This is a genomic window from Pseudomonas sp. UF-293 (assembly GCF_058245595.1).
The window spans coordinates 136,197-155,776 of sequence record NZ_JBSICA010000002.1; the positions used below are offsets into that span (position 1 = coordinate 136,197).

General features: G+C 60.3%; 17 protein-coding genes. 3 read left to right on the top strand and 14 right to left on the bottom strand.

What is annotated here, in order from left to right; all coding sequences use genetic code 11:
• Positions 1–33 precede the first annotated feature (33 nt).
• Complete coding sequence (locus tag AC4IHP_RS03040; protein WP_310406819.1) at positions 34–1,593, bottom strand: AmpG family muropeptide MFS transporter; 1,560 nt, start codon at positions 1,591–1,593, stop codon at positions 34–36.
• A 43-nt stretch (positions 1,594–1,636) separates the two neighbouring features.
• Complete coding sequence (locus AC4IHP_RS03045; RefSeq protein ID WP_071174585.1) at positions 1,637–1,990, bottom strand: MGMT family protein; 354 nt, start codon at positions 1,988–1,990, stop codon at positions 1,637–1,639.
• Positions 1,991–2,156: 166 nt separating this feature from the next.
• Here AC4IHP_RS03045 and AC4IHP_RS03050 point away from each other — a divergent pair, with 166 nt between their 5' ends.
• Positions 2,157–3,164, top strand: coding sequence for a DUF481 domain-containing protein (locus AC4IHP_RS03050; RefSeq protein WP_460124607.1), 1,008 nt, complete (start codon positions 2,157–2,159; stop codon positions 3,162–3,164).
• 51 nt (positions 3,165–3,215) lie between these two features.
• On the opposite strand, the gene AC4IHP_RS03055 is transcribed toward AC4IHP_RS03050, so the two are convergent.
• Together AC4IHP_RS03055 and AC4IHP_RS03060 are read right to left on the bottom strand one after the other, a co-directional pair.
• Positions 3,216–4,670 (bottom strand): toxin-antitoxin system YwqK family antitoxin, encoded by a 1,455-nt coding sequence (locus tag AC4IHP_RS03055; protein WP_490830841.1) that lies wholly within the window; start codon positions 4,668–4,670, stop codon positions 3,216–3,218.
• Between the two features lie 130 nt (positions 4,671–4,800).
• On the bottom strand, positions 4,801–5,010 hold the full coding sequence (locus AC4IHP_RS03060; protein ID WP_002554837.1) for a cold-shock protein: 210 nt from the start codon (positions 5,008–5,010) through the stop codon (positions 4,801–4,803).
• A 355-nt stretch (positions 5,011–5,365) separates the two neighbouring features.
• Here AC4IHP_RS03060 and dcd point away from each other — a divergent pair, with 355 nt between their 5' ends.
• A complete protein-coding gene (gene dcd / locus AC4IHP_RS03065) occupies positions 5,366–5,932 on the top strand; it encodes a dCTP deaminase (protein WP_007940589.1) in 567 nt (188 codons plus the stop codon).
• Between the two features lie 107 nt (positions 5,933–6,039).
• Positions 6,040–6,246 carry a hypothetical protein gene (locus AC4IHP_RS03070; RefSeq protein WP_039762600.1) on the top strand — a complete coding sequence of 69 codons (207 nt, stop codon included), beginning with the start codon at positions 6,040–6,042 and terminating at the stop codon, positions 6,244–6,246.
• 44 nt (positions 6,247–6,290) lie between these two features.
• Here the strand turns inward: AC4IHP_RS03070 and pdeM are convergent, their stop codons facing one another.
• The 10 genes from pdeM to AC4IHP_RS03120 all read right to left on the bottom strand — a co-directional run bounded on the left by pdeM (position 6,291) and on the right by AC4IHP_RS03120 (position 19,425).
• Positions 6,291–6,944, bottom strand: a complete 654-nt coding sequence (gene pdeM, locus AC4IHP_RS03075) for a ligase-associated DNA damage response endonuclease PdeM (RefSeq protein ID WP_460124615.1) — start codon at positions 6,942–6,944, stop codon at positions 6,291–6,293.
• Positions 6,941–9,430 carry a ligase-associated DNA damage response DEXH box helicase gene (locus tag AC4IHP_RS03080; protein ID WP_490830842.1) on the bottom strand — a complete coding sequence of 830 codons (2,490 nt, stop codon included), beginning with the start codon at positions 9,428–9,430 and terminating at the stop codon, positions 6,941–6,943. Before AC4IHP_RS03080 ends, pdeM begins: the two co-directional genes overlap by 4 nt.
• A 182-nt stretch (positions 9,431–9,612) precedes the next feature.
• Positions 9,613–10,377, bottom strand: a complete 765-nt coding sequence (locus AC4IHP_RS03085) for an ABC transporter ATP-binding protein (protein ID WP_490830843.1) — start codon at positions 10,375–10,377, stop codon at positions 9,613–9,615.
• A 12-nt stretch (positions 10,378–10,389) separates the two neighbouring features.
• Positions 10,390–11,508, bottom strand: a complete 1,119-nt coding sequence (locus AC4IHP_RS03090) for a succinylglutamate desuccinylase/aspartoacylase family protein (RefSeq protein ID WP_490830844.1) — start codon at positions 11,506–11,508, stop codon at positions 10,390–10,392.
• A gap of 27 nt (positions 11,509–11,535) precedes the next feature.
• Entirely contained in the window at positions 11,536–12,246 is a 711-nt protein-coding gene (locus tag AC4IHP_RS03095) for an ABC transporter permease (protein ID WP_490830845.1), read from the bottom strand.
• Positions 12,243–12,971, bottom strand: a complete 729-nt coding sequence (locus AC4IHP_RS03100; protein ID WP_016771383.1) for an ABC transporter permease — start codon at positions 12,969–12,971, stop codon at positions 12,243–12,245. Before AC4IHP_RS03100 ends, AC4IHP_RS03095 begins: the two co-directional genes overlap by 4 nt.
• Positions 12,972–13,027: 56 nt before the next feature.
• Positions 13,028–13,810, bottom strand: a complete 783-nt coding sequence (locus tag AC4IHP_RS03105) for a transporter substrate-binding domain-containing protein (RefSeq protein ID WP_039762609.1) — start codon at positions 13,808–13,810, stop codon at positions 13,028–13,030.
• A 256-nt stretch (positions 13,811–14,066) separates the two neighbouring features.
• Entirely contained in the window at positions 14,067–15,755 is a 1,689-nt protein-coding gene (locus AC4IHP_RS03110) for an ATP-dependent DNA ligase (RefSeq protein ID WP_490830846.1), read from the bottom strand.
• Complete coding sequence (locus AC4IHP_RS03115; RefSeq protein ID WP_490830847.1) at positions 15,752–16,786, bottom strand: ligase-associated DNA damage response exonuclease; 1,035 nt, start codon at positions 16,784–16,786, stop codon at positions 15,752–15,754. Before AC4IHP_RS03115 ends, AC4IHP_RS03110 begins: the two co-directional genes overlap by 4 nt.
• A 188-nt stretch (positions 16,787–16,974) precedes the next feature.
• The gene (locus AC4IHP_RS03120) at positions 16,975–19,425 is read right to left on the bottom strand and encodes a penicillin acylase family protein (RefSeq protein ID WP_490830848.1); all 2,451 of its coding nucleotides are present in this window, start codon (positions 19,423–19,425) and stop codon (positions 16,975–16,977) included.
• Between the last annotated feature and the right edge of the window lie 155 nt (positions 19,426–19,580).

A 19,580-nucleotide genomic window follows, 5' to 3' on the forward strand; every position in this document is an offset into this window, starting at 1 on the left:
TGGCGGGATTCCTCCCGCCACTGGCGAAGCGTCCTACGATTCTTCGGTGACCGGCGTCGGTGCAGGCTCGGGCGTTGGTGTCGGCCCTTCGCGGCGGCGCTCCTGAAACCAGTGCAGTGCAATCAGCAGCAGCGTCGGCACGCCGAGCAGGGCGGTGATGAGGAAGAAGCTGTGATAGCCGAATTTCTCCACCAGCACGCCGGAGTAGCCACCCATCAAACGCGGCAGCAGCAACATGATCGAGCTGAGCAGGGCATATTGCGTAGCGGAAAACTTCAGGTTGGTCAGGCTCGACAGGTAGGCAACGAACGCCGATGTCGCCAGGCCCGAGCTGAAGTTGTCGAGGGAAATGGTCACCACCAGCATCTGCAGGTTCGGGCCCATGTCCGCGAGCATGACGAACAGCAGGTTGGTCGCCGCCGAAGCCACGCCACCGATAAACAGGATCGGCAGAATGCCGAAGCGCACGATCAACAGCCCGCCCATGCCGGCGCCGACGAGAGTCATGATCAGGCCGAAGATTTTGCTGACACTGGCGATCTGATCCTTGGTGAAACCCTGGTCGATATAGAACACGTTGGCCATGACGCCCATTACCGTGTCGGACATGCGATAGGTGGCGATCAGGCCCAGCAGCAACAGCGCCTGCCAGCGATAACGCAGAATGAAGTCGTTGACCGGCGTCAGCACCGGTGCCAGTCCGCGCCGGCCCATGGCCGACAGGCACATCCCGGTGAGAAGGGTATAGAGAATGGCGCGCAGGAAGGCGCGGTCTTCCAGCAGCAGATCGAGCGGGCTCATGTCGCCGAACAGCACACCAGCGAAATCGGTGTTGTACAACTGGGTAAACATCGCCGGTACGGAGACCAGCAATATGATCAGCACGAACACCGACATCAATTGATGCATGAACGTATAGCGCCCGGCCTGCAGCTGCGTGCGCAGCGGCACGGGCGGCTCACGCATGAACAGCGTGGTCAGCAGCGCGGGCACCATCAATGCGCCGAACAGCACATAGGTGCCGGTCCACGCTGCGTGTTTATAGTTGAAGCCGGTGGAGCCGAACCCCTCGGCGAAGAACAGCGCGCCGGCGGTGGCGAGCAGGGCGGCAACGCGGTAACCGGACATGTAGCTGGCGGCGAGGGCGGCCTGGCGGCTGTCATCGGCGATTTCCAGGCGATAGGCGTCGACCGCGATATCTTGAGTGGCGGAGGCAAAGGCGACGACGACGGCGATAGCGATCAGCCAGGACAAATGCTTCTGCGGATCACAGAAACCCATGCCGATCAGGCCTAGAATCACCAGTGCCTGAGACAGCACCAGCCAGGAACGGCGGCGGCCGAGCTTGCCCAGCAAGGGCAGGCGCCATTGGTCGAGCAGCGGTGACCAGACCCATTTGAACGCATACGCCAGGCCGATCAGGCTGGCATAGCCAATAGTTTCACGGGCCACGCCCGCTTCACGCAGCCATACGGAGAGCGTCGAGAACACCAGCATGTACGGCAGGCCGGCGGCAAAACCGAGCAACAACAGCACGAGCGTCGAAGGACTGGCATAGGCGGCGAGCGCGGCGCGCCAGGTTTTACGGGGCATGGGCTGAAGTCTGCCTCAAAATTGCGAAAACAAAGCGCGCACTCTAACCGCTGTGCTCTACCGGACGCCAGCCATGGCGCCGAATATCCACACGATTGTTCTGGACGGTGATGCCTTCCATGCGCAATCGCGCACGTTGCTCATCACCGGAGGGGCTGCCGACCGGCAGGCTGATGCGCCCGCCGGCGCCGAGAACACGGTGCCAGGGCAGCCTGGTGTCGCCGGGCAACTGGCTCAAAGTCCGTCCGACCCAGCGCGCGGCGCGGCCCAGTCCGGCGAGTTCGGCCAACTGTCCATAACTGACGACTTTGCCTTCGGGCACTTGCGCGAGCGTCGAGTAGAGTGCCGTGCGTCGGATTTGCGCATCGTTTTCGACGCTGTCGAGCGGGTCTTTCACGTGCGCGGCTCCTGAGCATTGGCGTGACGATGGCGACAAGGGTATACGCTCGCGGTCCAGTTGAGAAATGAACTCAATTGAAATAGTCCGGTCAGTCCTTGTCATGGGCAAAATCCTACGGATAATGCCGACCCTTTTTCGCCAACTCTGAGCCCCCGATCTGCTTATGTTCCCCAGAACCCTGTTGTGCCTTGCTGTTTTCAGCGCGTCCACGCCCCTGCTTGCCGACACCGTCTGGTTGAAAAACGGCGACAAGCTGAGCGGCACCATCACGGTATTCGACGGCGGCAAGCTGTTGATCCAGACCAAATACGCCGGTGCGGTGGCGATTGACTGGAAAGAGGTCAAGACCCTCGACAGCGATCAGCACCTGCTAGTGAAGCAGGACGCCTACGCTGGCGAAGTGTCGAAGTCGCTCACGGCGGCCGACGACGGCAAGGTCACCCTGGCCAATGGCGAGGCGCCGAAGACGGTCGAGCTGGCGAGCATTCAGCAGATCCTCAAGCCCAAGCCGATCGTCACTGACCTGGTGTGGAAGGGCAACGTCGATCTGGCCCTGGATTATCAGCGCGCCGAAAAGGACACTGACGATTACGACGTTGGCTTCAAGACCTCGGCTCGCCATGGTCGCTGGCGCCATACCGCCGAGGGCGAGTACAACCGCGAAGTGCAGGATGCGGAAACCACCACCAACAACTGGCGCGCCGAATACTCCCTCGACCGCTTCCTCACCGATCAGTGGTTCTGGCAGGGGCGCATCAACTACAAGCGTGATCACATTGAAGAGCTGGCGCGTCAGCGCGTGGTCGGTACCGGTCCGGGCTACCAGTTCTGGGATGACGAACTGGGCGCGTTCTCGCTGGGTTCGTTGCTCAACCGCACCGATTACGAATATCGCGATGGCAGCAAGGACAACTTCTATTCCGTCGCGATGAAGTGGGACTACAACCGCTACCTGATCGGCAAGAAGGTCGAGTTCTTCACCAATGGCGAAGTCGGCAAGCCGCTCTCGGGCGTTGCCGATTACGCACTGGATGCCGAGCTGGGCCTGCGCTACAAGGTCACTGACTGGGCGTCGCTCAACCTCAAGGCCGAGCGCGACATCATCAGTGGCACCAACGATGCGGATCTGAGCAAGACCCGTTATACCGCTGGGTTTGGCGTGGCCTGGTAAACACCTGCGCTAGAAAGGAGAAAGCCCCGTGATTGCGGGGGTTTTTCATTGTCAGCTTTCTGCTTTGGTCTTGCTGACGGGAATCGAAACACATTCTCCCTGCCTGACGCCCATCTGGTATTGGCATTGGTAGCTCAGGCTGCCGTCTTTCCTGAAGAAGCGCATCGGTCCATGCTCGGCACCATCGATATAATCGGTAAATGAAGCCATCTCACCGTTTTCGTGCCATGTCGTGGATGATCCGTGAAGGTTGCCGTCTTTGTATTTTCGATGTTCTTTAAGCTGGCCGGTCGCGTACCACTGTTTGAAGTCGCCCTGTTGGCGATGTTTTTTATCCCACTGCCACTGCAAGGTTTGCCTGCCTTGCTCATTCCATTGCTCATAGCTTCGTTGCACACCGTCTCTGTAAAACTGTTTCTCTTTGACTGTCCCGTCGATGAAGTAAGTGGTTAGCCAGCCATCTGGCTTGCCGTCGACATTGGTGCGGGAGGTCTCAACGGCTCCATTATCAAAATAATGATTATTTGGCCCTTGGGATTTGCCGTTGATGAAAACGGTTTCGTACCTGATCTGTCCATTCGAGTGGTATCCAAGGGCAGGGCCGTGGAGAACGTCATTTCGATAACTGCTGCGCCCGATCAGCGTCCCGTCCTCGTCATATTCCAAATACTCGCCATCTACATGCTTGCCCAGATGCCAATTGTAGGACTCAGCGATTTTGCCATTTTCGTGATAGATAAATTGCCAACCCTCGAGATGGTTGTTGAGGTAGTTTTCACGCTTGATGACGACCCCTTGTTCGGAGTATGTCAGCGCCTCGCCCTGACGCAGGCCGTTAGCATCATTCTGGTAGGTCCGGCGGGGTTTTCCGTTTCGATAGTAAGCTTTGTATGTCAGAACGGGTTTCGCTGAAGCGAAGTCTTCTCTGTCGACGTAATGCTCGCTGCGTAGACTTCGCGTGTCCCGGTAAAAAATTTGTGCTTGCCACGCCTGTTTTTTTTCGTCATAGGACATTGGCATTTTCAGGTAGTACAACGCCAGGCCTTCGCCGATCGGCTTGAGGTGCTCGTCCAGATAAAGCTTGTCGTCTGCCAGAGGGTTCGTCAGGTCTGCGCACTCCTCAGGAGTGCAGGGGCGTACCTTTTCGAAGAAGGCGCGTTTTCGCTCGCAAGCGGAGAGCGTCAGAATCAGGGGGATTTTTTGGTCGATCAAGTCTTGGACTTCGCCGAGCGCTCGTCGAAATGATTCGTTCGGAATGCCCAATGATTCTGGCGTCAAATAGACCTCGTTGCTCCCGCAGGCGTGAGGAGTCGAGAGCGTCAGGAGCGCTGCGCCTCTGAGTTGCATCGAAGAGTGGCCATTGACTTCTGGTCCTTTCGCCAGATATGTCGCACGAGGGTTCATGCCGAGAATCACCGTCGGATGATCAGATTTGGTCTCTGCATTCAGAGGGGGGGCGAACGCCAACAGCAACGCGTTGAATGTGTTCAAAGAGATGAATTGCATCCTGCTTCTTCCATGTGATTCCAGGGCGCGGATCATATAGAGCGGAGGCAAAAAGAGGGGCAAACAAAATATACAGACACAAAAAAGCCCCGCTTTTAAGGGCGGGGCTCTTTTCTAAAGAAGCTACAAGTTAGATAACTTGTACTTCTTCAGCTTGCATGCCTTTCTGACCGCGGGTAGCGATGAAAGAAACCTGTTGGCCTTCTTTCAGGCTTTTGAAGCCGTCGGATTGGATAGCTTTGAAGTGAACGAACAGGTCGTCACCGGATTGTGGAGTGATGAAGCCGAAGCCTTTTTCATCGTTGAACCACTTAACGGTACCGGTTTGGCGATTAGACATGGTGTAACTCCTTGAACAAAGATAACTGCGACTCAGGAAGAACCCTGGCCGAGACTGAGTGCAAAGAGCAGGAAAAATTCTTGTAGATGGTTGGATCGAAATTCAACATATCGTGTAGAGATTCTCAGTGACACAAGCAACACAGTGACGCCACCTTAACCCTTTTTCCGGAACGTGCCAATGTTTCTTGCAAAGGATTCTGTGTTTTAGGGATCGGCGGTGCGACGGTTCGTCGCCACATCGCGTAAATACGGGGTGTTCGCCGAGATTTGCGTTGCGCACTTTGAACGAGACGACGCGCCCGGTAAGATGCCGGACAGAATTTTTCCACCTCGCTATTCAGGACAAACCCGCCATGAGCATCAAATCGGACAAGTGGATTCGCCGCATGGCGCAGGAACACGGGATGATCGAACCGTTCGTCGAGCGCCAGATGCGCGGCAGCGATGACAGTCGGGTGATTTCCTACGGCGTGTCTAGCTACGGCTACGACGTGCGTTGCACCAACCACTTCAAGGTGTTCACCAACATCAACTCCGCCATTGTCGATCCGAAGAACTTCGACGCCGGCAGCTTCGTCGACATCCACAGCGACGTCTGCATCATTCCGCCGAACTCTTTCGCCCTGGCCAGCACCGTCGAGTACTTCCGCATTCCGCGCAACGTGCTGACCATCTGCCTGGGTAAAAGCACCTACGCGCGCTGCGGCATCATCGTCAACGTCACTCCGCTTGAGCCTGAGTGGGAAGGTCACGTGACGCTGGAGTTCTCCAACACCACCAACCTGCCGGCGAAAATCTACGCCAACGAAGGCGTGGCGCAGATGCTCTTCCTTGAATCCGATGAAGAATGTGAAGTTTCCTACAAGGATCGTGGCGGCAAATATCAGGGCCAGCGTGGCGTAACGTTGCCGCGTACCTGATCGACCATCCGACGGATGTCGGGAATTCTTTGGCGGGCAGACACTCTATGGGGTGTACTGCCCGTTTTTGTTACACACAAATCCGGGCCTTCACTGAGGAGTGCCCTATGAAGATCGACCCGCGAATCAGCGCTGAACTGGCAAGGCTTGAGCCCAATCAGATAGGCGTTCTGGCCTGGTCGTTATTGGCAAATCCGTCTTTGAGCCTGTCCGGCGTGCCCGGCCAGCCCGATCCCGATACTCCCAACGAACAACCGACCGAACCAGGCGAACCGACGCTGCCGGACGAACCTCCTCCGGCTCCTGTGGCCTGATCCACTGTGATGAATATGGCCCGTCAGCCTGATCGATTTGCGATCTAGTTGACGGGCCATATTTCGTTGTCGCCGATCACGAAGACTCGGCAACTGTCGTCGCGCTCGACCTGATAGCCGCCGGTAAACGCACCGAACGCCGGCATCAGGCTGATGCGCTCACCCAACCTGAAGCAGGCCAGGCGCAAGCTCTGCCGACCTTTGCCGTGCAATCGATAAACCGGATGCACGTGGCCGGCGAGCACATGCCGCTCGGGATGCGGATCGGGCTCATGCTGCAGGGCGAACGGTCCGAGTAACAGCGGCTCTGGCACTACGCGAATATTCAGCGAGGCTGGTGGGTCGCCTGCGCGTTTGTCGTGGTTGCCGCGAATCAGCGTCATCGGCAGGTCAGCGTGCCGTGCTCGCCACTCTGCCAGCGCATTCAGTGTGGTCGGGACATGTGAACCAGGCCCATGCAGAAAATCCCCGAGGAAGATCAACTGGCGACAAGGTAGCCGTGCCAGCAACGCGTCGATCACCTCAATGTTGCTCGCGGTCGTGCCATGCGGCACCGGCTGGCCGAGGCTGCGATAGGCCGCTGCCTTACCGAAATGCACATCGGCGATCAGCAATGCTTCCTGCGCTGGCCAATACAGCGCTTTCTCCGGCAGCAACCACAATTCTTCGCCGGCCAAGCGCACCGGGTACGCACTCACGACGATTTTCCGTTATCAGCGGTTTTTTCCAGGTCACCGACCATTCTTCTGATCCTGTCAGCCAGTTTTTCCGAACTCATGCTCTCGCGCATCCGCTCTACCAGCAGCGGAAAGCCCAGTGGTGTAGGACGTTTAACTTGATGCACGTCCAGTTTCATCCGATTGATCCGCTCCAAAGTCTGCTCCAAACGACGAATATCCAGTTCTTCGCGTAGGACTTCTTCCCCAGCCTGGGCCAGCAGCAAGTTGTCCGCGTCGTATTGTTTGAATACCTGGAAGAACAAACCGCTCGACGCCTGCACCTGGCGGGTGCTTTTCGGTGCGCCTGGATATCCGGCGAACACCAGCCCGGCGATCCGCGCGATTTCGCGGAAGCGGCGCAGCGCCAGTTCACCGGCATTGAGGCTGGCCAGCACGTCCAGCAACAGGTTATCGGCGTTGAACAGGTGCGCGTCGAGATGCGTAGTCCAATCCACCGGTGTGGCGCTGAGCAGTTCCAGGCCGTAATCGTTGACCGCGATCGAGAAGGTCACGGGCTGGCGCTGACTGACGCGCCACGCCAACAGGCTGGCCAGTCCCAGATGCACTTGTCGTCCGGCGAATGGATAAAGGAAAAGGTGCCAGCCTTCGCGGGATTTCAGTACCTCGGCCAGCAGATTTTCCGTGGTGGGCAAGCCGGACCAGCGTATCTGCGTCTCCAGCAGGGGCCGCAACGCGTGCATTTCCGGGCCTTTGAATTGGCCTTGAGCACCGGCGCTGAAGCGTGCAACCACCGCTTCGGCCAGTTCGTTGGATAACGGCATGCGTCCGCCATTCCAGCGCGGTACAGCGGCTTTTTTCGCCGTGCTGCGTTTGACGTAGGCGGTCATGTTTTCCACCCGCACCAACTCGAGCAAGCGGCCGGCGAAGAGGAAGCCATCGCCGGGTTTCAGTCGGGCGATAAAGCCTTCCTCGACGCTGCCCAGCTGTTTGCCGCCGCCGCCCTTGCTCCAGAATTTCAGGTTGATGCTCGCGTCGCTGACGATGGTGCCGATGCTCATGCGATGGCGCCGCGCCAGACGCGCATCCGGCACACGCCAGACGCCGTGTTCGTCCGGCTCGACCCGGCGGTAATCCGGATACGCTGTAAGAGACATCCCGCCATGGCGTACGAACGCCAGCGCCCAGGCCCAGTCTGCCGCTGTCAGGTCACGATAAGCCCAGGCGCCACGGACTTCTTCGTACAAGTCTTCAGGAATAAAGCCACCGCCAAGGGCCATGCTGACCAAATGCTGGACCAGCACGTCCAGCGGCTTGTGCGGCGACAGGCGCGGCTCGATGCGCCGTTGCTCGACGGCGTCGCGTGCGGCGACCGCCTCGATCAGTTCCAGGCTGTGGGTCGGCACCAGCGTTACCCGCGAGGTGCGCCCAGGTGCGTGGCCGGAGCGCCCGGCACGTTGCATCAAGCGCGCGACGCCTTTCGCCGAGCCGATCTGCAGCACGCGCTCGACCGGCAAGAAGTCCACGCCCAGATCCAGGCTCGAGGTGCACACCACCGCTTTCAATTGGCCATTCTTCAACGCCTGCTCGACCCAGTCGCGGGTGTCCCGGGACAGTGAGCTGTGGTGCAACGCAATCAGCCCGGCCCAGTCCGGCCGCGCTTCCAGCAGCGCCTGATACCAGATCTCTGATTGCGCACGGGTGTTGGTAAACACCAGGCTGCTGGCGCAGGCATCGAGTTCGGCCACCACCTGCGGCAGCATCTTCAGACCGATGTGGCCGGCCCAGGGAAAACGCTCGATGGCCGGTGGGAGCAGGGTGTCGACTTGCAGGGTTTTTTCGCTTTTGCCCTGAACACTGACGCCGCCGCCCTGTGGGATCAGCACTTGCTCGGCGTGAGATTGATTACCAAGGGTGGCGGAAACGCCCCAAACGATCAGTTCCGGCTGCCAATGCCGCAGGCGAGCGAGGGCCAGTTGCAGTTGCACGCCGCGTTTGTTGCCGAGCAACTCGTGCCATTCATCGACGACGATCATGCGCAGGGTCGACAACGCCGTGCGCGCATCGGCGCGGGCGAGCAACAGAGTCAGGCTTTCCGGGGTGGTAATCAGCGTCGTCGGCAAGCGCCGGCCCTGACGAGCGCGCTCGCTGCTGCTGGTGTCGCCGGTGCGCAGGCCGATGCTCCACGGGATCTGCAATTCATCGACCGGGCTTTGTAAAGCGCGGGCGGTATCGGCGGCGAGGGCGCGCATGGGCGTGATCCACAGCACCGTCAGCGGTTCGGCCGGCGGTTTGCGTTTGCGCGGCGTGGCCACGGGAGTTTGCAAGCGGGCGAAGCGGTTGAGCGCAGCAAACCATACCGCATAAGTTTTGCCGGCGCCGGTGCTGGCGTGGAGCAATCCGGACTCACCGTTTTTCACCGCCGCCCATACCTGTTTCTGAAAGGCGAACGGCTTCCAGTCGCGGGCGCTGAACCAGGTTTTTGCAAAGTCGGGGGATTTCGCCATGCCGGCTGCGTGCGCTCTGGAGGTGTTGTTTCAGAGACCACAGCAACAGACCAAAGGTTTAAAACAACGCGATTCCCTTGTAGGAGCTGACGAGTGAAACGAGGCTGCGATCTTTTGATCCTTGAAGCAGAGTCAAAAGATCGCAGCCTTCGGCAGCTCCTACAGGGGAATTGTGTACGGCGTTATTTGAGATTGCCGCTCAGAAACTGCTTCAGCCGTTCGCTTTTCGGATTGCCCAGCACTTCTTCGGGCGCACCTTCTTCTTCCACCAGACCCTGATGCAGAAACAACACCTGATTCGACACCTTGCGCGCAAAACTCATTTCGTGGGTGACCATGATCATCGTCCGGCCTTCCTCGGCCAGGCCCTGAATCACTTTCAGCACTTCGCCGACCAGTTCCGGGTCGAGTGCCGAGGTCGGTTCGTCGAACAGCATCACTTCCGGCTCCATCGCCAGTGCCCGGGCGATCGCCACGCGCTGTTGCTGGCCGCCGGAGAGAAACGCCGGGTATTGCTCGGCGACCCGCGCCGGCAAGCCGACTTTGTCCAGATAACGTCGGGCGCGATCCTCGGCTTCCTGTTTGCTGCAACCCAGCACCCGGCGCGGGGCCATGGTGATGTTTTCCAGCACGGTCATGTGGCTCCACAGGTTGAAATGCTGGAACACCATCGCCAGCCGCGTGCGCAGGCGTTGCAGTTCATCGGCGTCGGCGACGTGCATGCCGTGGCGGTCGGTGACCATGCGGATCGCCTGGCCATCGAGGCTCATGGCGCCGTCATTCGGTTGTTCGAGAAAATTGATGCAACGCAAAAAGGTGCTTTTGCCCGAGCCGCTGGCGCCGATCAGGCTGATCACGTCGCCGGTTTTGGCCTTGAGCGAAACGCCTTTGAGCACCTGATGATCGCCATAGCTTTTGTGCAGGCCTTCAACGGTCAGTTTGTACATGGACGAGCATCCTCAAGGCGAAAGTAGGTAGCCGCTGCGATAGGCTTCGGCGCCCGCGACGTGGGCGATGACCATGCCGGCAGTGGCCATGCGCCGCAGCGAGCGCGCATACAGCAGGCCGGCGGCGGTGCAATGAATGGGGGTGACCTTGTCGTGGACCGGGTCGATGATTTCGGCGATCTGCTGGCCGGCTTCCAGGTATTGGCCGGGTGTGGCGCAGTACACCAGCAGGCCGCCGACTGGCGTGGTCACCGGTTCGACCCCGGCCAGCGGCGTGGCCGGGTACGGCAGCGGCGGTTGCGGCTTGGTCTCGCCGACGATGGCATCGAACTGGATCAGGTAATCGATCAGCGCCTGACAATCGCGACTGGCCAGTGGGTGATTGACGTCACCCTGGCCGCGCAATTCGACGGTCACCGAAAAGCTGCCCAGCGGAATCTCGAACTGCTCGCCGAAGCGCTCGCGCAGCTGCCACCAGAGCAGGGTGAAGCACTCGTCGAACGACTGCCCGCCAGAGTCGGTGGCGAGCAGACTGGCCTGGGCTTCGATATAGCGCGCCAATGGCTCGACCTGTGGCCACGCCTCGGGCGTGGTGTACAGGTGCACTACCGACTCGAAGTCACAGTGCAAATCCAGCACCATGTCGGCATCGCAGGCCAGGCGTTGCAGGGTCAAACGCTGGGATTGCAGTTGCGTGGTCGGCGTCTGACGGTCGAGGGCGTTGCGCAGGCTGGCGCGGATCAGTTCGAGGTTGTGCTGCGCATCGTCGCTCAACTGGCCTTCGATGGCGTTGCCGATTTCTTCGCTGAGGTCGACGAACCAGCGGTTGAAGTTCTGCCCACTCTCGAGGTCGTAACGGCCCAGCGGCACATCCATCAGCACTTGTTCGAGACCGACCGGGTTGGCCACCGGCACGAGGACGATTTCGCTGCGCAGGCGGCCGGCGGCTTCCAGCTCGGCCAGACGCTGTTTCAGGTGCCAGGCGACCAGCATGCCCGGCAGTTCGTCGGCGTGCAGCGACGCCTGAATGTAAACCTTGCCCTTGGCCTGCTGTGGGCCGAAGTGGAAGCTGTGAATCTGCCGTGCGGTCCCCGGCAGCGGGGCCAGCAAGTCATGGATCTGGTGGCGCATTGTTATCTCTTTATTTTCAAACCGGTGCTAGTGAGTCGGCCCGAGGAAGGCCAGCCAGCGGCGTTCGGCGAGGCGGAACAGGCCGACCAGCGCAAACGTAATGGTCAGATAAATCAGCGCGGCGATACCGAATGACTGGAAGGTCAGGAAGGTTGCCGAGTTGGCATCCCGCGCGACTTTCAGGATATCGGGAATGGTCGCGGTGAACGCCACGGTCGTCGAGTGCAGCATCAGGATCACTTCGTTGCTGTAGTAAGGCAACGAACGGCGCAGTGCCGACGGCATGATCACGTAGGCGTACAACTTCCAGCCGGTCAGGCCATAAGCCTTGGCCGCTTCGACTTCGCCGTGGTTCATGCTGCGAATCGCCCCGGCGAAAATCTCCGTGGTGTACGCGCAGGTGTTCAGCGCGAAGGCGAGGATCGTGCAGTTCATCGCATCGCGAAAGAAACTGTCGAGGATCGGCTGTTCGCGCACGGCGGCGAGGCTATAGATGCCGGTGTAGCAGATCAGCAACTGGATATACAGCGGCGTGCCCCGGAACAGGTAGGTGTAGAACTGCACCGGCCAGCGGACATAGAAATGCGACGAGACGCGGGCAATCGACAACGGAATCGAGACGACGAAGCCGATGCAGATCGAGGCGGTCAGCAGCCACATCGTCATCGCCAGCCCGGTGATGTTCTGGCCGTCGGTATAAAGGAAGGCGCGCCAATATTCCTGGAGAAGTTCGATCATCGTACGGCCTCCCGGGCACCGGCGGCGTAGCGGCGTTCGAGCCAGCGCAGGATGAAGTTCGAAGCACTGGTGATCAGCAGATAGATCAAGGCGGCGAGGACCAGAAAATAGAACAGTTGATAGGTGCTTTTACCGGCGTCCTGCGCTGCCTTGACCAGATCGGCGAGGCCAATGATCGATACCAGCGCCGTGGCCTTGAGCATGACCATCCAGTTGTTGCCGATGCCTGGGAGGGCAAAACGCATCATTTGCGGAAACACCACAAAGCGAAAGCGCTGGCCGCGTTTGAGGCCATAGGCGGTGGCGGCTTCGACCTGACCACGCGGCACCGCGAGGATCGCGCCACGGAAGGTCTCGGTGAAATACGCGCCATAAATGAAGCCCAGCGTCAGCACGCCGGCGCTGAACGGGTCAATTTCGATGTATTCCCATTCCATGTAGTCGGTCAGCGACGTCAGCCAGGTTTGCAGGCTGTAGAAGATCAACAGCATCAGCACCAGATCCGGCACGCCGCGAATCAGCGTGGTGTAGAGCTGCGCGGGCAGGCGCACCAGTTTGACTTTCGACAGTTTGGCACTGGCGCCGAGCAGGCCGAGCAACACGGCCACCAGCAGCGACATCGCCGATAATTTGATGGTCATCCAGGTGCCTTGCAGCAGCAACGGGCCGAAGCCCTGCAGACTGAACGAGGCCAGCCCCAGATTTTGCAGGAGGGTTTCAAACATAAATCAGCAACCTGAGCGGATGGAAAAGGCGCCCATCGAGGATGGGCGCCGGGGCATTATTTGCCGCTGTACAGATTCAGGTCGCCAAAGTGTTTCTTTTGAATCTCGGCGTATTTGCCGTCGTCGTGTAACGCTTTGATACCTTTATCCAAAAGTGCCTTCAGCTCAGTGTTACCTTTCTTGATACCGACAGCTGTTTTGGCTGGCAGCAATTCGCTGTCGACCGGCTGGCTGATTTCATACTCGGCGCCTTTTGGCGACTTCAGGAAGCCCAGTTCGGCTTGCAGCATGTCCTGGATACCGGCGTCGAGACGGCCAGAGGTCAGGTCGGAATACACCTGATCCTGGTTCTGATAGGCCTGGGTTTTCACGCCAGCCTTGTCCAGCACGGCTTTGGCGTAGGCTTCCTGAATGGTGCCTTGCTCGTAACCGACGGTTTTGCCCTTGAGCGAAGCGACGTCGGCGGTGATGCCGGAGCCTTTCTTGAACACGTAAGCGGTCGGGCCGGAAAACAGTTCGCTGGAGAAGTCGATGACCTTCTCGCGGGCCGGGGTCACGGTCATCGACGAGATCACACCGTCGAATTTGTTGGCCTTGAGGCCCGGAATCATGCCGTCGAAATCGCTTTCGACCCATTTGCACTTGACCTTCAGTTCGGCGCAGATCGCGTTACCCAGATCGATATCGAACCCGACCAGGCTGCCATCGGCCGCTTTCGACTCGAACGGTGCGTACGAAGGGTCAACGCCAAAGCGCAGCTCTTTGTATTCCTTGGCCAGCGCGGAGCCGGCGGAAATGCACAACGCCAGTGCAGAAAGGGTCAGCAATGCTTTTTTCATTATTCAATCCCTAAGAACCAATATGAGCGCTTGTGGCGCAGAATTATTGTTACTGCAACGCTTACGACCTATAGAAAGTAGCAATTTCCGAACCAGAGTGCCGAACAGGTGTTTTAAAAAGGTTGTAGCACAGGGGCAGGAGAGAATTTAGTGCGTCGGCGTGAATGCCTGAAAATTTCTGCACCGTTTTGGCGCCCGCATGACCCATCGTTCCCACGCGGAGCGCGGGAACGATCATCGCCGGCTCGGGAATGAGTCAGGCCAACAGGTCCTGCAGGGTAGCGAGGCTGTCTGCTTCCTCGACGGTCTTGTCCTTGCGCCAGCGCAGCATACGCGGGAAACGCACGGCGATGCCGCTCTTGTGCCGACGCGACAGGGCGATGCCCTCGAAACCCAGTTCGAACACCAGACTCGGTTTCACGCTGCTCACCGGGCCGAATTTCTCTACTGTGGTTTTGCGCACGATGCTGTCGACCTGGCGCATCTCTTCATCGGTCAACCCCGAATACGCCTTGGCAAACGGCACCAGCGAGCGCTGGCTGGATTCCGGCGGGCCGTCCCAGACGGCGAAGGTGTAATCGCTGTACAGACTGGCGCGGCGGCCGTGTCCACGCTGGGCATAAATCAGTACCGCGTCGACGCTGAACGGGTCGACTTTCCACTTCCACCACACGCCCATGTCCTTGGTGCGGCCGACGCCATACAGCGAATCGCGGGCCTTGAGCATCATGCCTTCAACGCCGAGTTTGCGTGACGCTTCGCGCTGACGGCCAAGGTCGAGCCAGTCTTCGCCGGTCAATACCGGGGAGGGCAGCAGTACCGGGCTGTTGCAGCGCGCGATCACCTCTTCGAGTTGCGCACGGCGCTTGACCTGCGGCTGGTTGCGCCAGTCTTCGCCCTGCCATTCCAACAGGTCGTAGGCCAGCACTACCACCGGCACTTCTTCGAGAATCTTCTTGTCGAGCGTCTTGCGACCGATGCGTTGTTGCAGCAGGGCGAACGGTTGCACGGCCGGCGGCTCGTCGGATTGCGGATCGAAGGCATCTTCGGTAGTCGGATGGGTGCTCTTCCACACGACGATTTCGCCGTCGATCACCGTGCCGTCGGGCAAGCCGTGGACCAGCACATCGAACTCGGGGAAGCGCTCCGTGACCAATTCCTCGCCGCGCGACCACACCCACAGCTTGCCGTCGCGTTTGACCACTTGCGCGCGGATGCCATCCCACTTCCATTCCACCTGCCAATCGCTGGCCGGGCCGAGCAGGGCTTCGAATTCCTCCACCGGTTGCGACAGAGCGTGGGCGAGAAAAAACGGGTAGGGCTGACCGCCGCGCTGGGCGTGTTCGTCGGCGGATTCCGGGGCGATGAGTTTCAGGTAACTCGCGGCGTTGGGCCGGTTCGACAGATCGGTGTAACCGACCAGACGCTGCGCCACGCGCTTGCTGTCGAGCCCGGCCATGGAGGCGAGGGCGCGGGTGACCAGCAACTTCGACACGCCGACGCGGAAACTGCCGGTGATCAGCTTGATGCACAGCATCAGGCTCGGCCGGTCCAGTTGCGCCCACAACATCGGCAGTTGGCGCGCCAGATACTCTGGCGTTTCGCCGCGCAATGGCAGCAGCTTGTCTTCGATCCATTCAGCAAGACCGGCCTCGGAGCTGTGGGCATTTTCCGGTAGCACCAAAGAAATGGTCTCCGCCAGATCGCCTACGGCCTGATAGCTTTCTTCGAACAACCACGGCTCCAGTCCTGAGACTTCGACCGCCAACTCGCGCAGGATGCGCACTGGCACCAGTTGCCGAGGCCGGCCACCGGACAGGAAATACACCGCCCATGCGGCATCTTCTGGCGCGGCCTGCGCGAAGTAAGCCTGCATCGCCGCCAGCTTGGCGTTGCTCGACGTGGTGGCGTCGAGTTCGGCATATAACTCGGCGAAGGCTTTCATGGGGAGGTCTCGGCAACGGTGGTTTCAGAGGCGATGTTGTCGTCTTCGTCATCGCCGTATTCAGTGGTGAAGCCTTGCGCGTCGAGGCCTTGCTCGCGCAAATGGCGCACGAGCACGCCGATCGAACCGTGGGTAACCATCACCCGTTCCGCGCCGGTCTGGTTGATCGCCCACAGCAGGCCGGGCCAGTCGGCGTGATCGGAGAGGACGAAGCCGCGATCGACGCCGCGCCGCCGCCGCGTCCCCCGCAGACGCATCCAGCCACTGGCGAAGGCATCGCTGAAATCGCCGAAACGGCGCATCCACGTGCTGCCGCCCGCCGACGGCGGAGCAATGACCAGCGCCTGGCGCATGATCGGATCGCTTTTTTTCACGTCGCCCGCATAGATCGTCGGCGGCAGGTACACACCGGCATCGCGGTAGACGCGGTTCAGCGGTTCGACCGCGCCGTGGCTGAGGATCGGCCCGAGGGTTTCGTCGATGCCGTGGAGAATCCGCTGGGCCTTGCCGAAGGAATAGCAGAACAACACGCTGGCCTTGCCGGCGGCGATGTTGGCCGCCCACCACTGATTGATCTCGGCGAAGATCTGCGCCTGCGGCTGCCAGCGATAGATCGGCAGGCCGAAGGTCGATTCGGTGATGAACGTGTGGCAGCGCACCGGTTCGAACGGCGTGCAGGTGCCATCCGGCTCGACCTTGTAATCGCCTGACGCGACCCAGACTTCGCCGCCGTATTCCAGGCGCACCTGCGCCGAACCAAGGACATGCCCGGCTGGGTGAAAACTCAAGGTCACACCGTGATGGGTCAGGCGCTGGCCGTAATCGAGGGTTTGCAACTGGATATCCTGACCGAGGCGCGCGCGCAGAATCCCGGCGCTGGCACTGCTCGACAGGTAGTGCTGATTACCGGTGCGCGCGTGATCGCCATGGGCATGGGTGATCACCGAACGTTCGACCGGCCGCCACGGATCGATATAGAAATCCCCGGCGGGGCAGTAGAGACCTTCAGGTCGGGCGATAACAAGATCCATGTCATGACCGCAATGGGGGGCTTGTTAACTATGAGGCGGGCGTGAAGCTGGAAGTTCGATCGACTTTTAAGGGCGATGCAACGCAAATGTGGGAGCGAGCCTGCTCGCGAAAGCGGTTTACCGGACACATCAATTCTGACTGTGCCTCCGTCTTCGCGAGCAGGCTCGCTCCCACAGGAGAACTGCGTTTACTTGCCGGGGGTGAGGGTCAAGCGGGCCTTGCCATACACCCGATCAAAGTTCTGCGGCTGCATCGGCAGGCCGATGTACTGACCCTTGAGCCACGCATCGATCCCGTTCAGGTAGTTCGGACTCAGTGGATTGCCCGACTGCCCCGTACCGTTCTGCGCCATCAGTGGTTCGCTCTGGCCGAAGTCGACGATAAAGCGCATCGACGGCGCGCGCGTGGTGACGAAGTCCTCGCCCCAGGCAAACGCCGAGGTGTTCAGGGTAGTGTGATCGCCACCGGCCGCCAACGGCCCGCGAACGGTCTGGCCGCCGCTGTTTTTCCATGCATAGCTGTGGAGTTTGCCCCACTGCCAGGCGCGGTGATCGCCGCCTAACTGGCTGTCGCCCGTGGTAATCGCAGCAGCGAGGCTGCGGGCGAGAATCAGCGCTTTGTCTTCTTTCTGCGGCGTGCGCAGGTCATCCCAGAACGGACTGTCCTCACGCCCCAGCAGATGATCGGCCTGCGCCGCGTAGGACAGATCGCCATTGGCGACAAAGGCCTTCCACGCCTGGCTCGACTCAGGACCCAGTTCATCGAGGAAGATCTGCTTCATGCTTTCCTGCAGAAACAGTTCGTAGATCGCCGCATCCGCCGAGGTCGGGCTCAGCTTGCCGTCAAACGCCATCAAGCGCGTGAAGGCTTCGCGGGCCTTGCTGCGCTCGGCGTCCGGCAGGGCGTCGATCGCCTGTTTCAGCGGTTGCTTCATGCCCGGCGCTTCGAAGACTTTTTTCAGCTTGGCGGCGAAGGTGGTGGTCTGGTCGTATTGCATGGCGATCACGCTGCGGCTGTCGTGCTTACCGCTACCGGCCATTTCCGCCAGGCGTTCGCCGCGCTCCGGTGCCGCCCAGGATTTCGACAGCTGCATGCCGTAGCCGTCGGGGATGACGCGTTGGTTGGCGGTGCCGAGCCAGCCTTGTGCCGGGTCCTGATCGTAGGGGTGCAGCATCGGGTCGGCGTAACCGTCCCAGTCGTAGCGTCCGTCCCAGCCCGGCGAGGGCAGCAGACCTTCGCCTTCGCGACGGTTGGGGAAGCGCCCGGTGACTTGCCAGCCGATATTGCTTGCGTCGGCGAATACCAGATTCAGGGTAATGGCGCGGATTTCGCGGCTGGCGTCCGAGGCCCGCTCGACGTTTTGCGCACGGGTCAGATCGAAGAAGGCATCCAGCGTTTTGTCGTCAGTGAAGCTTGGCGTCTGCAACGCGAGGCCGAAACCGCTGCCTTGCGCCGCTGCCTGAGCACTGTTGAGCAGCGCGCCGTGGCGGGTTTCGTACACGGCTTCGCGAATCGGCCGCTGGCCTTTGACGAAGTAGGTCTCGTTGCGCACGCCCAGCGGCTGCCATTTGCCGTTGACTTCATAAGTGAGGCTGCTGCCCTGACGGCGGATTTTCTCGAGGAACAGATCCTGGTTATCGCCGAGCACGCTGGTCATGCTCCACGCCACTTTGCCGTTGAAGCCGCCGAGCACCATCGGCAGACCGGCAACCGTGACGCCGGCGGCCTGAAATTTCGGCGCACGGATCTGCACGAAACTCCATAGCGACGGCGCGGCCAGCGGCCCGTGCGCATCGCTGGCCAGCAGGCTTTTGCCGCTACGGCTGCGCTGCGGGGCGATCGCCCAGTTGTTCGCAGTCGGTGTGCCGAGCAGGTTCAGCGCCGACAGTTGCTGGCTGGCGCTGCTCAGTTCCGTCAGCCCCGGAATCTGCCCGTTGAGCTTGAGGCCTTGCAGCTTGTCGGCTTCAGCCACTGGCAGGTTTTCATCGGGTGCTGACGGGCTCAGCCAGGCGAGTTTGTCAGTGGTCACGGTTTGCGCGAGCACCAGCGACTGGATTTCCTCCGGCAGGTTGGCCGACTGGCTGAAATTCAGCAGGGCAAAAATCAGCGCCGAATCTTCCGGTTTCCAGTATTCCGGCTTGTAACCGCTGGCGGCGAGGTCGCCCGGCAACTTGTCGGCGTAGCGGAACAGGTAGGCGTTGACGCCCCGTGCGTAGACTTCGAAGAAGCGCTTGAGCCGTGGCGACGAGGCCTTGTACAGCTCGCCGGCGCTTTTCTTCAGATTGACCGCGCGCATGTAGCGGTCGGCATCGAGCATCGAGGCGCCGGACATTTCCGCCAGCCGGCCCTGAGCCAACAGGCGCAGGGTGACCATCTGATTGATGCGGTCGCTGGCGTGGACGTAACCGAGACTGAACAGCGCGTCATGGAAGCTGTTGCTCTCGATCAGCGGCATGCCCATCGCATTGCGTCGCACCGAAACGTTTTGCGCCAGGCCCTTGAGCGGTTGCACGCCGGAGGTCGGCGCCAGGCTGTCCTGAGCGTTCCAGGTCTGGCAACCGGACAAGCCGAGGACACCGGCCACTGCTGCGGCAACGCCGAACCGGGGAAGAAAATGTGTAAGGGCTGGCGAGGCCATGGCGAAGCTCCTGCGGGGGTATAAGGCTGGGGGCGCAATAAAGCCGCTACGTTAGTGAGGGCGCGAGGGCCGCGCAAGCGGGGCGAGTGGTTATTTATGCAGTTGTCGGCTGATCGGTCAGAGGCGTGACAGTTGCCTGTGGGAAAGCGCTGATG

Coding starts and splice junctions, on each gene's coding strand:
- AC4IHP_RS03120 (WP_490830848.1), bottom strand. CDS start 19,425: ATGGCCTCGCCAGCCCTTACACATTTTCTTCCCCGGTTCGGCGTTGCC.
- dcd (WP_007940589.1), top strand. CDS start 5,366: ATGAGCATCAAATCGGACAAGTGGATTCGCCGCATGGCGCAGGAACAC.
- AC4IHP_RS03085 (WP_490830843.1), bottom strand. CDS start 10,377: ATGTACAAACTGACCGTTGAAGGCCTGCACAAAAGCTATGGCGATCAT.
- AC4IHP_RS03100 (WP_016771383.1), bottom strand. CDS start 12,971: ATGTTTGAAACCCTCCTGCAAAATCTGGGGCTGGCCTCGTTCAGTCTG.
- AC4IHP_RS03090 (WP_490830844.1), bottom strand. CDS start 11,508: ATGCGCCACCAGATCCATGACTTGCTGGCCCCGCTGCCGGGGACCGCA.
- AC4IHP_RS03050 (WP_460124607.1), top strand. CDS start 2,157: ATGTTCCCCAGAACCCTGTTGTGCCTTGCTGTTTTCAGCGCGTCCACG.
- AC4IHP_RS03080 (WP_490830842.1), bottom strand. CDS start 9,430: ATGGCGAAATCCCCCGACTTTGCAAAAACCTGGTTCAGCGCCCGCGAC.
- AC4IHP_RS03040 (WP_310406819.1), bottom strand. CDS start 1,593: ATGCCCCGTAAAACCTGGCGCGCCGCGCTCGCCGCCTATGCCAGTCCT.
- AC4IHP_RS03060 (WP_002554837.1), bottom strand. CDS start 5,010: ATGTCTAATCGCCAAACCGGTACCGTTAAGTGGTTCAACGATGAAAAA.
- AC4IHP_RS03115 (WP_490830847.1), bottom strand. CDS start 16,786: ATGGATCTTGTTATCGCCCGACCTGAAGGTCTCTACTGCCCCGCCGGG.
- AC4IHP_RS03105 (WP_039762609.1), bottom strand. CDS start 13,810: ATGAAAAAAGCATTGCTGACCCTTTCTGCACTGGCGTTGTGCATTTCC.
- AC4IHP_RS03055 (WP_490830841.1), bottom strand. CDS start 4,670: ATGCAATTCATCTCTTTGAACACATTCAACGCGTTGCTGTTGGCGTTC.
- AC4IHP_RS03070 (WP_039762600.1), top strand. CDS start 6,040: ATGAAGATCGACCCGCGAATCAGCGCTGAACTGGCAAGGCTTGAGCCC.
- AC4IHP_RS03110 (WP_490830846.1), bottom strand. CDS start 15,755: ATGAAAGCCTTCGCCGAGTTATATGCCGAACTCGACGCCACCACGTCG.
- AC4IHP_RS03095 (WP_490830845.1), bottom strand. CDS start 12,246: ATGATCGAACTTCTCCAGGAATATTGGCGCGCCTTCCTTTATACCGAC.